10 protein-coding genes and 2 pseudogenes are annotated in these 12,590 nt (G+C 69.5%); 5 read left to right on the top strand and 7 right to left on the bottom strand.

What is annotated here, in order from left to right:
- Positions 1 to 478 (bottom strand): annotated as a pseudogene (locus R6V09_RS31685) (serine/threonine-protein phosphatase); the annotation flags it as partial.
- 159 nt (positions 479 to 637) lie between these two features.
- Between R6V09_RS31685 and R6V09_RS31680 the strand changes: the two are divergent.
- A complete protein-coding gene (locus R6V09_RS31680; protein WP_317884893.1) occupies positions 638 to 2,173 on the top strand; it encodes a DUF4331 family protein in 1,536 nt (511 codons plus the stop codon).
- A gap of 50 nt (positions 2,174 to 2,223) precedes the next feature.
- Here R6V09_RS31680 and R6V09_RS31675 read toward each other — a convergent pair whose 3' ends face one another.
- Positions 2,224 to 3,435: a beta-1,3-glucanase family protein gene (locus R6V09_RS31675; protein WP_317884892.1), complete on the bottom strand. Its 1,212-nt coding sequence runs from the start codon at positions 3,433 to 3,435 to the stop codon at positions 2,224 to 2,226.
- A 361-nt stretch (positions 3,436 to 3,796) separates the two neighbouring features.
- Here R6V09_RS31675 and R6V09_RS31670 point away from each other — a divergent pair, with 361 nt between their 5' ends.
- Together R6V09_RS31670 and R6V09_RS31665 are read left to right on the top strand one after the other, a co-directional pair.
- Complete coding sequence (locus R6V09_RS31670; protein WP_317884891.1) at positions 3,797 to 6,217, top strand: GH92 family glycosyl hydrolase; 2,421 nt, start codon at positions 3,797 to 3,799, stop codon at positions 6,215 to 6,217.
- A 216-nt stretch (positions 6,218 to 6,433) separates the two neighbouring features.
- Complete coding sequence (locus R6V09_RS31665) at positions 6,434 to 7,501, top strand: helix-turn-helix domain-containing protein (RefSeq protein ID WP_442810190.1); 1,068 nt, start codon at positions 6,434 to 6,436, stop codon at positions 7,499 to 7,501.
- Positions 7,502 to 7,562: 61 nt separating this feature from the next.
- On the opposite strand, the gene R6V09_RS31660 is transcribed toward R6V09_RS31665, so the two are convergent.
- From R6V09_RS31660 to R6V09_RS31645, 4 genes are read right to left on the bottom strand one after another with little or no spacing between them, the layout of a single operon-like run.
- Positions 7,563 to 8,312: a D-Ala-D-Ala carboxypeptidase family metallohydrolase gene (locus R6V09_RS31660; RefSeq protein WP_442810191.1), complete on the bottom strand. Its 750-nt coding sequence runs from the start codon at positions 8,310 to 8,312 to the stop codon at positions 7,563 to 7,565.
- 42 nt (positions 8,313 to 8,354) lie between these two features.
- A complete protein-coding gene (locus R6V09_RS31655) occupies positions 8,355 to 8,774 on the bottom strand; it encodes a hypothetical protein (RefSeq protein WP_317884888.1) in 420 nt (139 codons plus the stop codon).
- Positions 8,775 to 8,800: 26 nt separating this feature from the next.
- Entirely contained in the window at positions 8,801 to 9,193 is a 393-nt protein-coding gene (locus R6V09_RS31650; RefSeq protein WP_317884887.1) for a hypothetical protein, read from the bottom strand.
- A 37-nt stretch (positions 9,194 to 9,230) separates the two neighbouring features.
- Positions 9,231 to 10,580 (bottom strand): GH25 family lysozyme, encoded by a 1,350-nt coding sequence (locus R6V09_RS31645; RefSeq protein WP_317884886.1) that lies wholly within the window; start codon positions 10,578 to 10,580, stop codon positions 9,231 to 9,233.
- 410 nt (positions 10,581 to 10,990) lie between these two features.
- On the opposite strand from R6V09_RS31645, the gene R6V09_RS31640 reads away from it, so the two are divergent.
- Both R6V09_RS31640 and R6V09_RS31635 read left to right on the top strand, forming a co-directional pair.
- Entirely contained in the window at positions 10,991 to 11,881 is an 891-nt protein-coding gene (locus R6V09_RS31640) for a GNAT family N-acetyltransferase (protein ID WP_317884885.1), read from the top strand.
- 134 nt (positions 11,882 to 12,015) lie between these two features.
- Positions 12,016 to 12,372, top strand: coding sequence for a hypothetical protein (locus R6V09_RS31635; protein WP_317884884.1), 357 nt, complete (start codon positions 12,016 to 12,018; stop codon positions 12,370 to 12,372).
- An 8-nt stretch (positions 12,373 to 12,380) separates the two neighbouring features.
- On the opposite strand, the pseudogene R6V09_RS31630 reads toward R6V09_RS31635, so the two are convergent.
- Positions 12,381 to 12,590: pseudogene (locus R6V09_RS31630) on the bottom strand (gfo/Idh/MocA family oxidoreductase); the annotation flags it as partial.

The raw sequence follows: 12,590 nt of genomic DNA, 5'->3' as shown, positions 1-12,590 counted from the left end.
GCTGCGCCGCCCGGTACAGCCCCGCACACCGCACCCGCCCCACCCGCTCCGGCAATGGCGGCACCACCGCCCGCTGCGCGGCCTCGGCGACCGTACGCTCCAGATCGAGCTGGGCGTCCCGCCGACTCCGTACGAACGAGATGAAGACACTCAGCGACGCGACGAAGCAGATGGTCAGCAGGTCCGTACTGCCCGGATCGTCGAGGTGGAAGGCAGGGACGGTCAGCAGCGCGACGCTGAGGCCCCCGAAGAGCACGGTCGCCACCGGGCCGTACGACAGACCGGCCAGCGGCGGAATGGCACCCAGCACGAAGCCGATGTCCAGCGGGTTCGGGCTCACCAGCGTCGCCACGCCCACACCGACCACCAGCACACCCGGCAGCACCCGCACCCACCGCGGCGCCGGCGCGCCCCGCAGCCAGCCGCGCCGGGCCGGCTCCCGGTTCCGGCGCGACACCGGACCCCGCACCTTTCCCACACCACCACGCTCCTACGACGGGACCGGACCCGCACGCCGAGCGCCAAATCGATAGATCAACTGAAAGATCCGTCAGATCGGTCAATATTCACCAATCCGCAAGGGGTGGTCGTTCCGAATCCACAAGCGTCAGGGAAGTTGGCATGGAGGACGGACGGTATGACACCTATCTCCAGGAGCGGTGCGAGGCGCAGGAGCCTCGCGACCCTCGTAGCAGGTGCGCTGGCCGCCGGGGGACTCGCAGCCGCCGGCATGACCACGCTGGAACCGGGGGCGGCTTCCGCCTCCAGTCACCGGGAGGCCCCGCTGATCTCGGGCCACCCCAAGTACGACAACACGGACGTGTACGCCTTCGTCAGCCCGGACGATCCGGAGACGACGACGATCATCGCGAACTGGATCCCGTTCGAGGATCCGGCGGGCGGCCCGAACTTCTACACGTTCGCGGACGACGCCCAGTACGACATCCACATCGACAACAACGGTGACGCGCAAGGCGAATTGCTGCTGCGCTACACCTTCAGGACGCACACGAAGAACAAGAAGACGTTCCTGTACAACACGGGCCCGGTCACCAGCCTCGACGACCCGGACCTGAACGTCACCCAGACCTACGACGTCGACCTGCTCAAGCTGCACAACCAGAGCCTCGTGTCGAAGACGAAGCTCGCCGACGACCTGCCGGTGGCCCCGTCGAACGTCGGCAAGGCGTCGATGCCGGACTACGACACGCTGCGCCGGCAGGCCGTTCGTCAACTCGCCCATGGAGGGCGGACGTTCGCCGGCCAGGCGGACGACCCGTTCTTCCTGGACCTGCGCGTCTTCGACCTGCTCTACGGCGGCAACCTCTCCGAGGTCGGCAACGACACCCTCAAGGGCTACAACGTCAACTCGATCGCCCTGCAACTGCCCACCGACATGATCACCGAGTCGAAGCAGCAGCCGGTCGTCGGCATCTGGTCGACCACGCAGAGGAAGAACGCCCAGGGGGACTTCGAGCAGGTCTCGCGGCTGGGCAACCCGCTGGTCAACGAGGTCGTCAATCCACTGAAGGACAAAGACAAGTTCAACGCGTCCTCGCCGTGGAACGACGGGCAATTCCTGAAGAACGTGACCAACCCGGAACTGCCGAAGCTCATGGAGGCCGTCTACAAGATCAAGGCACCCGCGGAACCCCGCAACGACCTCGTCGACGTCTTCCTCAAGGGCGTCAAAGGCCTCAACCAGCCGCCCGGTGTGCGACCGGCGGAGATGCTGCGCCTGAACACCTCGATCAAACCGGCCGCCGAACCGAAACGGCTCGGTGTCCTCGACGGTGACAACGCGGGCTTCCCGAACGGGCGTCGGCTCACCGACGACGTCGTGGACATCTCGTTGCAGGTCGTCGAGGGCGAACTGGTCGGCGCCAAGAACGACTTGGGGGACGCGGTCGACGCCAACGACCAGAAGTTCGGCGACTCCTTCCCCTACCTTGCTCAGCCCGTCGCCGGTTCACGAGGCCCGCTCGCGAAGGGCACGGCAGGTGGCAACAGCGTCCGCGACCAGGTGGGCAACGCCCTGCAGCCGACCGGCTCGGCCGGCGGCACGAGCAACACCGGCCTGATCGCCGCGTCGGTGGGCTCGGGCGCGGCAGGGATCCTGCTGATCGGCGCCGGTCTGGCGTGGTGGCGTCGGCGCACGCACCGGTCGGACTGAGCGGCACGTAACGAGAGAGGGCGGGGGCCGCGCTCCCGCCCTCCCCGGCTTCAGAACGGCGTGAGCGTGAGCCGTATCGCCGTCGGTGCCGTGTCCTGGACGTACGACGCGAAATCCGCCACGTCGTCGAAGGCGAAGCCATAGGCCCGGCCGTCGGCGGTGGCCGCGTGCACCGCCTTCGCGTAGTGGTTCGTGAGGTCGGTGCGGTAGAACGCCGAGGCGTCGGTGGTCGGTTGGGCCGGGTCCGACAGGAGCGTGGAGCGGTTGAAACCCGCGCCGAGGACGGCCGCGACCGGGCCCGTGGTGCCGTCGTTCGGGGCGGCCAGATTGCCGTCGCAGAACAACACGTCCCGGGTCGACGGCTTCGCGAACGACACCGAGGCGGGGCCGGTGAAGGCGAACCGGTCGGCGCGCACCCGCCCGCTGAAGGCGCCCGCGTTCGTGGTGACGGTGAGGTCCTTGCCGGTGTACGTGCTCCACACCTCGTCGATGTACGGCGCGAAGTAGTCCGCGGCGAACAGTCCCGCGTCCAGCCCGTGCCCCGGCGCGATGACCCGGGTGTCGCCCACGATCAGCGGGGCGAACGCCTCGACCTGCCGCACCGCGTCGAACACCGACGCCCGCCCGCCGTCGCGCAGCGTGCCCGTCGTCTGGTCCTGCGCGCCGGTCAGCCGGATGCTCAGCGGCACGCTGAACATGTCGACCATCGTCGTGTTGCAGAACATGCCCGCCGCGTTGTGCGTGAACTCGGCGCAGTCGTGCAGGACTTCGTAGTTGGGGTCGGAGGTCACCCAGCAGGCCGGGTACTGGAGCGCCGGGTTGCCGTTGCCGTCCGCCACGGCCTTGAACTTGAGCTTCGCGCCGAGGGAGACGTAGATGCGGCCCGACAGATACGGCAGCGAAATCGTCGTCTCCGCACCGGAGCCGAGACTGATCGCGTAGTCCGTGAAACCGTCGGCGCCGTTGTCCGAGAGCGCTATCGGCGCGAGCGTCCCGTCGGGAGCGACCCGCACCTGCTTGCCGTCCACATTGCCGACGATGTAGACGTGCACATTCGCGTTGTCGAACGAACCGCTGTTGTTGACCAGCGTCAACGGGAGCCCGCCCACCTGATCGGCGTTCGTCTCCATGGACTTGGTGTCCGCGAGGGCGTGCGGTGCCAGCGCGGCGACGACGGGTGCGGCCACCGCCGCCCCTCCGAGAGCGAAGAGCAGCTTGCGGCGGCCGAGCGTGCGCTGATGGCGGGGAGCCGGGGGAGTCATGTGGGGGGACCTCCGAGCGAGTCGGGCTGTGCGGAGCGGACGGTGCCGACGCTGAGAGCGCTCTCACAGCGTGCGTCGGCACCGCCGCCGGGGCCCGATATTACGCACGACCGCTGCCTAGGCCAACGGTTCGGGGAGAAGCCGTCACCGCGCTGACCTGCGAGGACACAACAGGATGGGCGGCTTAATCCGTGCTTAAGGGCCACTTAAGCGCACGGCGAAGCGTTCACCCGTACTTCACCACCCGTACCCAGGTGCCTCTTCCCTCCCACCGCGCGGCCTCTTAGCCTCGCGACGCCCCATGTCTCCACGGCCTGTGTCTTCGGCCCCATCGTCCCTTCCCCGAAAGGCGACTTGACGCATGCGTCACCAACTACTGGGCACGGCAAGGCGGTTCGGCGTCCGAGTCGCGGCCGCAGCGGTCACGACCGCGCTCGCCGCAGCCGCCCCCTTCCCCGCTCTCGCCGCGGCGACCGGCACCTCCGGCGAGTTGTCCTCCCTCGTCGACCCGCTGATCGGATCCTCCAACGGCGGCAACACCTACCCCGGCGCCACCCTCCCGGGCGGCATGATCGCCTGGTCCCCGACCAGCACCACCGGCGACCAGACCAGCACGGGCGCCGCCAACGGCTACGAGTACGGCGCCACCCGCGTCCGCGGTCTGAGCCTCACCCATGTCAACGGCGCCGGCTGCAACCCCGGCGCGGCGGGCGACGTACCGATCATGCCGTTCGTCGGCGACGTCACCTCGTCACCGTCCGCGGACACCAAGGACGCCGTCTACGCGTCGAACTTCTCGCACGCCGACGAGAAGGCCACCCCCGGTCGCTACACCCTCGGCCTCGCCTCGGGCGCCACCGCGGACCTGGCCGTGAGCAAGCGCGCCGGAGTCGCCGACTTCACCTTCCCCGCCGACCGCCCGGCGAGTCTGCTCTTCCGCGTCTCCAACTCCCTCAACGGCAGCGCGGACGCGCACGTCGACATCGACACCGCCCACCGCAGGGTCACCGGCTGGGTCCTCACCGGTGCCTTCTGCGGGCGCCGCGCCAACGGCGGCGTCAACAACCGCAAGAGCTACTACCGGCTCTACTTCAGCGCCTCCTTCGACCGCGCCTTCTCCTCGGTCGGCACCTGGCACGACAGCACGGTCTCACCCGCTTCGACGACCGCCTCCGGGGGTGAGGGATACGCCACCGGCGCCGACCGCGCGGGCCGTGGTTCCGGAGGCTGGGTCGGCTTCGACACGACATCTGACAACGATGTCCACATGCGGATCGGCATCTCGTACGTCAGCCTCGCCGGAGCCGAGACCAACCTCCGCCAGGAGATCGCCCCGCACGCGCGCGTGGCCGACGTCGCCAAGGAGGGCGCCCGCGCCTGGGACCGCGAACTGAGCACCGTACGCGTCGACGGCGGCACCCCCGCCCGCCGCCAGACCTTCTACACGGCGCTCTATCACGCCCTCATGCAGCCCGACCTGATCAGCGACACGGACGGCCGCTACTGGGGCATGGACCAGGCCGTCCACCGGCTCGCGCGCGGACAGCGGGCGCAGTACAGCAACTTCTCGGGCTGGGACCAGTACCGCGCCCAGATCCAGCTGCTCGCCCTCCTGAGGCCCACTGTCGCGGGTGACTTCGCCCAGTCGCTCTACAACTTCGCCCAGCAGAACGGCGGAGTCTGGGACCGCTGGGTGCACATCAGCGGCGCCACCCACGTCATGACGGGCGATCCGTCCGCCGCGACCCTGGCCACCTTCTACGCCATGGGCGTACGCAACTTCGACTACCAGGGCGCCTTCGACTCCCTCGTCCACCAGGCCACCGTGCCCAACCCGGACGAACTCTCGGACGCCGGCTGCCCCGGCCAGTGCGTGGGCCAACGCCCCAACCTCGCCGAGTACATGACCTCCCACTATGCCGCCCAGAACGCCTGCCACTGCTGGGGCGGCGCCGCCGAGACCCTGGAGGACGCCGTCGCCGACTCCGCCCTCGCGCAGTGGGCGAAGCTGCTGGGCCGGGACGAGGAGGCAAAGGACTTCGAGGCACGAGGCGCCTACTGGCGCAACGTCTTCAACCCCGCCACCGGCTACATTCAGGCCCGCAACCTCGACGGCTCCTGGGTGACCCCGTTCAACCCGGCGAGCGACCTCGGCTTCGCGCAGGGCTCGGCCGCCGCGTACGTCTGGATGGTCCCGCAGGACGTGACAGGACTTGCCGAGGCGATGGGCGGACGCGAGACGGCCGCGACCCGCCTCGACGGCTTCTTCCACACGGCGGACGGATCATGGTCGGTCCGGGGCGGCGACGCGCTGCGCTACGACCCGACGAACGAGCCCGACATCCACGCCCCTTGGCTCTACAACTCCCTCGGACAGCCCTGGAAGACCCAGGCGACCGTCCGCCAGATCCTCGACACCGCATACGGCACCGGCCCCAAGGGACTGCCCGGCAACGACGACCTCGGCACCATGTCCGCCTGGTACGTCCTCTCCGCCCTCGGCATCTATCCGCGGACCCCGGGCAGCGCCGACCTGCTGCTCGGCGCACCGCTCTTCCCGAAGGCGGTCCTGGACCGGCCGGGCCGCACGGACATCGTCATCACCGCGCCCGACGCCGACGACACCCACCAGTACGTCGACGCCGTACGCCTCGACGGCCGAGACCTCACCCGTTCGTGGACCGGCGCGGGCCTGACGCTGAGGGGCGGCAGGCTGGACCTCCGCCTGGCCACCGAGCCGAACACGAGCTGGGCGACCGATCCGGAGGGACTGCCGAACTGACGTGAACCGGGCCGACGGACCCATCATCCGTCGGCTGCCGGTGACCAATCGTCAAATACCGTCACCAGAAAGGACGTTGATGGTCGCATTGCGGCAGTGAAACGGCGCACGTACCCCTTTCGCGGGGTGTAGCTTCTACCCGTCATCAGGGGCTTGAGCAAGGGTGGATCTGTGGTTGCCTCTCCGCATACCGAAAAGTTCGCCGCCTACCTTCGGATGCTGAAGGACCGCAGTCGCCGGGGATACGACCGCCTCGGCAAGGAGGCGGGCGTCAGCGGCTCCAGCCTGCATCGGTACTGCTCCGGCCTCAGCGTGCCCGCGGACTACCGGGTGGTGCACGCCTTCGCCAAGGTGTGCGGCGCCAGTGCCGAGGAGCTCCGCGAACTCCACCGGCTGTGGGCGCTCGCGGACACCGACCGGGATGCACCGGCCACGGCGGCCAAGGACAACCCGGAACCGGAACCGGGGCCGGAACTCGAACCGGTACCGGTACCGGAAGCGCACGAACCTGCCGTGCCCGCCCAGGAGAGCCCCGGACCGGAAGACGTCACCCCGTTGGAGATCACTCCCGACGAGACCGGGAAGTCACGACGGTCCCAGGTGCCCGAGAAATGGTCCTCCCGTTTCGCGATACTGGCCGCCGTGGTCGTGGTGGTGCTGGTGGCCGGCTTCGTGTGGATGCCCGACTGGAGCTCCGACGATGCCTCGCCCGCGGCCGGCGACAGGCTGCTGTACTCCGGCGCGTGCAAGTCGGTGAGCATGGGCCAGCACGACGAGTGCGTGCGCGAGGTCCAGACCCTGTTGGCGCGGGCGAAGGGGAAGCTCGCCGTCGACGGGGACTTCGGGCCGGAGACCCTGCGCCGGCTGACCGCGTTCCAGGTGCTGGCGGGCCTGCCGGCCACGAACGTGGTCGACGATGCCACCAAGAAGGCGCTCTACGCCCAGAAGGTGACCATGACGACCTGGTCGCCGGCCAAGGTGGAGAAGCGGGTCCGCGAGGTGTTCGTCGAGGATCCCGACACCGCCGTGGCCATCGCCCGCTGTACGTCGTTCCTCGACCCGCTGTACGTACTGCCCAACACCAACGGCAGCCGCAACTGGGGCGTGTTCCAGATCTCCGACGCCCGTCTGCGGGAGCTGGACGGCACACCCCTGCGGGCGTTCGACCCGGACTGGAACATCAAGGCGGCCCACCGGCTGTGGAGCGCCCGGCACGACTTCCACGACTGGCCCTCCTGCGAGGCGGCGTTGAAGGACAAGGCGAAGGACAAGGCGAAGAGCTGAAACCCGGAGCTCCGGGCACCGCCGAGACGGTACCCGGAGCTCCGCTCCCCCGAGATCGGCGTCAGACCGTGCCGTTCTCCCACCACCAGTCACGGCCGAGGTCGGCCCTGCTGTCGACGTGCTGGTGGTCGACGGTGTACGTCTCCAGCCCGGAGAACCCGCAGGTCTCCGCCTTCTGGTAGACGGTCTTGGTGGCCACGCCGGGTACGTCGAGGTCGGCCGCGGTGCCGTACAGGTGCATGCTGTCGCTGGCCCCGCCGATCTCGGCGTTGTGCGCGACGCTGCGGAAGCCGGAGTTGACCGTGATCGGCTTGTCGCCCAGCTTCTTGCGCAGCGCCTCCAGCTTGTACATGCAGCGCCGGACGTTCTCCTTCACCTGCGCCGCGCTCAGCTTGCCGCCGTTGAAGGCGCCGCCCGTCTGGTTCTCGAACTCGGTCCAGTTGAAGTGGAGCGTGGAACCGTCCGACTGCTCCAGCGCGTTGAGCTTCGCCTGCGTGTTGGGTCCGACACTGGCGTCGGCGGTGAGACCGTACGCCGCCTGGAACCGCTTCACGGCCGCGGCCGTACCGGGGCCGAAGTCCCCGTCGACGCCGACCCGGCTGTGGCTCGCGCTGTCAGCAGCCCAGCCCGCGATCCTGATCTGCAGCTCGGTCACATCGGCGCCGGTGGCCCCCTCGGTCAGGGTGCGCGACCACGAATAGGCCTCTGCGACACCCGCGAAGAGCAGCTGACCGAACGCGATGCCGGCACCGGCAGCGAGCGTGCCACGCAGCATGGCCCGGCGGTTCATGGGACGGAAGGAGGAGGTCATCATCGTCCTTTCGAAGAACGGTGGTGGGGGATGAGGAGGAGGTCAGTAGGCGATCTGGAACGTCACGTTCTGCGCGTCGGTGTCATAGGGACCCACGCGCAGGACGAAGTGGGTGCCGTCCTTGACCTCGGTGGCGACGGTCGCCCATTCGGTACCGTGCAGGGAGTAGGTGTCGTCGTTGTTGCACTTGGTCGTGTGGTCGACGAACACCGCGCAGGCGTACAGGAACACCCCCGCCGGGCTGTCCGTGAGGAGCCTCATGTTGATGTCGTTGCACCGCGAGGACGTCGTATAGGTGCCGTAGGACACGGGCGACGTGGAGTAGTGGTACGTCAGGGTCTTGGCGCCGCCGTAGCAGCTGGTGGCGGTGGCCGAGGACTGCGCGGAGGCGGGTGCGACGCCCACGCCCAGCAGCACGGCCGCGGTGAACAGAGCCGAGGCGAACGCCCTGTTTCTGGTCATGATGGTCTCCGTTCGGGTGCGGGGGGTCAGAAGGCGATCTGGATGGTGGCCGAACTGCCTTCCAGGTCCACGCCGTTGGGCACGGTGAACTTGGTCCCGTCCAGGACGTCGGTGGCGACGGTCGTCCAGCTCCAGCCGACCCTGGTCCAGCGGTTGCAGACGCCGGTCTTCTCGAACTTCACGCAGGCGACGATGTACTCCGCGTCGCCGCCGACGACGCGCATGTTGATGTCGTTGCAGCGGCTCGTGGTCCGGTACGGGCCGAAGTCGAGCACGTCCCCGTAGTGCACCGTGACCGCTCCGCCGTAACAGCTCGTGGCGGCGGCAGTGGCGCCGGCGGCCGAGGCGGGCGCCGGGACGGTGAAGCCCAGGGTGACGAGCAGGGCGACGAGGGACGCGCGGGCGAAACGGGCAGTCATGGGGTTTCTCCTCGGTACGACGAGGGGGTGGCCGGGATCACCGGTTGGCCAGCCGGTCCAGGTCGGCCTGGGTGCCGTTGAACACGTCGCCGGTCGCCGGAGCCCGGAGTCCCGGGAAGAGCGCGGCGTCGGTGTACTGCCACATCGCCCAGGTCGTCGAGCCGTTCGGCACCGGCGGCGAGGTGATCGACTGGCGGTAGTCCGCGAGTTGCAGCGGATACCGGGCGAAGGCGGTGGTCGAACCCAGGCAGTCGTCCAGGAAGGACTTCTGGGTGTAGATGATCGGCGTACGGCCGAAGGCCGTCTCCACCTTGTCGAGCCAGGCCTTCGCGTCGTTCACCGTGCCGTAGGTGGGGCAGCGCCCACTGCCGTCGTCCATGCGCTCCAGGTCGAAGATCGGCGGCAGGTCGCCCGCCCGCTGCCCGGTGTAACCGGTCGCCCGCACCGCGGCGATGAACCGGTCGGCCTGCGCGGCACCCGTGTCGGCCGCCGTGCCCGTGTAGAAGTGGTACGGCGCGACGGCCAGCCCCGCGGCCCTCGCCGCGACGAGGTCGGTGGCGAGGTATTCGTCGGTGACGTTCAGACCCCGGGTGGCCTTGACCGTCGCGAACTCGACACCCGAGGCCTTCACGGCCTTCCAGTCGATCGGCGCTCCGCCCGGGTGCTGGTACTTGGCCGTGTCCAGGCCGTCGATCGAGTAGCCGGCGGGACGCGGCGGCGCGCAGTACGCGTTACGACTGGACCAATCCACCACCTTCGCCCAGGTGTTGGGGCCCACGACGCCGTCGGCACTGAGATTGGCGCAGTGCTGGAGCTCGATGACGCGGGACTGGGTCCCGCCCCCGAAGTCGCCGTCGATCGTCAGCGGCGCGTAGTGGAACGGCTCCATGGCCAGGTTCAGCCGGCACTGGAGCTCCTCGACCTCAGTACCCTTCGCACCTTGTTGCAGCGTCGGCCGTGTGTCGGTGTGGCCGCACACGGTCGTCTGCGCCGTACTCGACGTGCCCTGGGTGGCGCAGGTGTGCGGTTGCGCGGCCCAGGTGTTCAGCGCCGCCCAGGTCTGCGGGCCGAGCACACCGTCCACGCCCAGCCCGGCACACCGCTGGAACTCCTTCACGCGCGCCACCGACGCCGGCCCGAACGAACCGTCCGCCGCGATCGGCGTGTACTTGCTCGGCTTCGTCGCCAGATTGAGCTGGCACTGCGCCTCGACAGCCGCGTCCCCCGTCGATCCCTGCTGCAGCGTGGGCTGTGCGCTCGTATGCCCGCAGACGGCGACCGCGGCGGTGGCTGCGGACTCCGCAGCCTGCACCACCGTGGGCCCGCACAGGGGCAGGACCGCTGCCACGGCGAGGGTCAGACCCCGCAGAAGCGTCCTTTGTCCCATCTGGTGTTCCCCCTCTGATGAGTTGCCGGAAGACCCGGCAGGCTCATGCTGGCAGCGGCCGTCCCGAAGATCGGATCCCGCTGCCCGGGTTGGGACGCCGGGACAGTCACGCGTCTGTGACCTGCGGGGATCGATCACTGCTGGGATGAGCGTGGGATACGTGGCGGATCGAGGCGCTCACGTGGTGGGACCAACCCTGAAGCGTGCTCCGCCTTACCGGACCGCCCGCGAAAAGAAATGGACGGGCACACGGCCTGCCCCCTAACGTGTGACCGCACGCCCAGAGACCAGCGGAAGGAGGCGAGTGCCATGAGGTTCACAACACCCCAGCGCTCCCTCCCCGTTGACCCGGCGTGACACGACTGACCTGACCGGGAGCGCTTCACGCAGTACACCTCCCGGAGGAATCCATGACCGATCTGGTCATTCGCGCGCTCGACGAGAGCGACGCCCATCTTTTCGACACCCTTCCCGACTCGCTCGGCGCCCGAGCCGCGCACCGGCTGACGGTCTGGCGGCCCGACTGGCAGCGGGTGGCCCTGCGCGACGGCACGGTCGTCGCGCGCGGCGCCTGGTGGGGCGGCCCCGACGACACCGAACCCCTCACCATCGACTGCTTCGACGTGATCGAGGGCGAGGAGGAAGCGGGGGCCGAACTCCTGCGCAGCGCACCCTGGCGCGTCGGCGTGGAACTGAACCTCCCCACCGGCTGGCGCGACAGCCCCGAGCTGCGCGCCGCCGCCGAGACACGCTTCACCGCCCTGCGCGCGGCCGGATACGACCTCCTGGTCGAGCGTTTCATCTACCGATGGACCCCGGAGTGCGGGCTGCCCGAACGCCCCGGACGCCTCGTCTTCGCCCCCGAACCGGACGACGCCGTGTTCTTCGACGCGCTGCGCCGCATCCACTCCGTCACCCTCGACGCCCACGCCCAACTGGCCATCCGCCAAGGGGGAGTCGAAAAGGCCGCACAGCAGGAGATCGACTTCTTCCGCTGGTGCCCGTCCCCACGCGAGTGGTGGCAGGTGGCCCGCACCCCCGAGGGTGACCTCGCGGGCATCCACATCCCGGCCCACAACCCGTCGGGCCCGTGCATCGGCTTCATCGGAGTCGTACCGGAACAGCGCGGCCACGGCTACGCCCGCGACCTGCTGGCCGAGTGCACCCACTACCTCGTCGAACGCGGCGCCGAGTTCATCGCCGCCGCCACGGACCAGGGCAACTTCCCGATGGCCGCCCACTTCGCCGAGGTCGGCTATCCGGTCATCCGCGAACGCGCCAACTTCCAGTTCGCCGAGTAACCGCACCGGCCCGTAGCCCTGCGGGACAGTCGGCCCGGTCCGTGATCCGCGCCGGGCCGACTGTCAGTGCCGGGTGCCATGCTGGCGGCAGGTCGATCTACGGCACATGGCTCTACGGCGGGATGGAGGCGGGCATGGGGTTCGTCGGCGAGGTCTGGCAGGTGCGCGGGGGCGAGGAGACGGTCGGGGAGATCCTGATCGACGACGCCGATTTCCCCTGGCTGTCGGGCAAGTTCACCGCCGGTCCGGCGTTCGACGCCGTACGGGACCTGTTCGCGCGGGAACTCGCCCTGGCTCAGGCCGACGACGAGTGGACGCGGTGGGAGGAGGCCTACGACGAGATCCGGCGGCAGGTCACGCTCACCTCGCCGGACGGGCCCGTGCCGGAGTTCCTGCTGCACATCGAGGGGGAGCGCGCCTGGTTCCGGTGGAGCGACGAGCCGTTCGACGACGACGAGGACGGGGATGAGCAGCCGCCCGGCGGCGAGTGATCGGTTGATCAGCCGGCCGCGTCGGCCACCATCGCCTCGGCCCGCGCCAGGATCTCGGTGACCCGCTGCCCGAAGGCCGCGTCGCACGGATGCGGCCGGCCCGTGCGGACGGCCTCGCCCAGCGCGTCGGCGGCCCGTACCAGGGCGGACACCGCACTGCCCGAGCTGCTCGGCAGGCTGGTCACCCCGGTCGCGCCCCGGAGTTCGAACGCGACCCC

The sequence above is a fragment of the Streptomyces sp. W16 genome, from assembly GCF_033194735.1.
GTDB lineage: Bacteria > Actinomycetota > Actinomycetes > Streptomycetales > Streptomycetaceae > Streptomyces.
This window is presented reverse-complemented; position numbering and strand designations above follow the sequence as displayed.

Coding starts and splice junctions, on each gene's coding strand:
- R6V09_RS31680 (WP_317884893.1), top strand. CDS start 638: ATGACACCTATCTCCAGGAGCGGTGCGAGGCGCAGGAGCCTCGCGACC.
- R6V09_RS31675 (WP_317884892.1), bottom strand. CDS start 3,435: ATGACTCCCCCGGCTCCCCGCCATCAGCGCACGCTCGGCCGCCGCAAG.
- R6V09_RS31670 (WP_317884891.1), top strand. CDS start 3,797: ATGCGTCACCAACTACTGGGCACGGCAAGGCGGTTCGGCGTCCGAGTC.
- R6V09_RS31665 (WP_442810190.1), top strand. CDS start 6,434: ATGCTGAAGGACCGCAGTCGCCGGGGATACGACCGCCTCGGCAAGGAG.
- R6V09_RS31660 (WP_442810191.1), bottom strand. CDS start 8,312: ATGACCTCCTCCTTCCGTCCCATGAACCGCCGGGCCATGCTGCGTGGC.
- R6V09_RS31655 (WP_317884888.1), bottom strand. CDS start 8,774: ATGACCAGAAACAGGGCGTTCGCCTCGGCTCTGTTCACCGCGGCCGTG.
- R6V09_RS31650 (WP_317884887.1), bottom strand. CDS start 9,193: ATGACTGCCCGTTTCGCCCGCGCGTCCCTCGTCGCCCTGCTCGTCACC.
- R6V09_RS31645 (WP_317884886.1), bottom strand. CDS start 10,580: ATGGGACAAAGGACGCTTCTGCGGGGTCTGACCCTCGCCGTGGCAGCG.
- R6V09_RS31640 (WP_317884885.1), top strand. CDS start 10,991: ATGACCGATCTGGTCATTCGCGCGCTCGACGAGAGCGACGCCCATCTT.
- R6V09_RS31635 (WP_317884884.1), top strand. CDS start 12,016: ATGGGGTTCGTCGGCGAGGTCTGGCAGGTGCGCGGGGGCGAGGAGACG.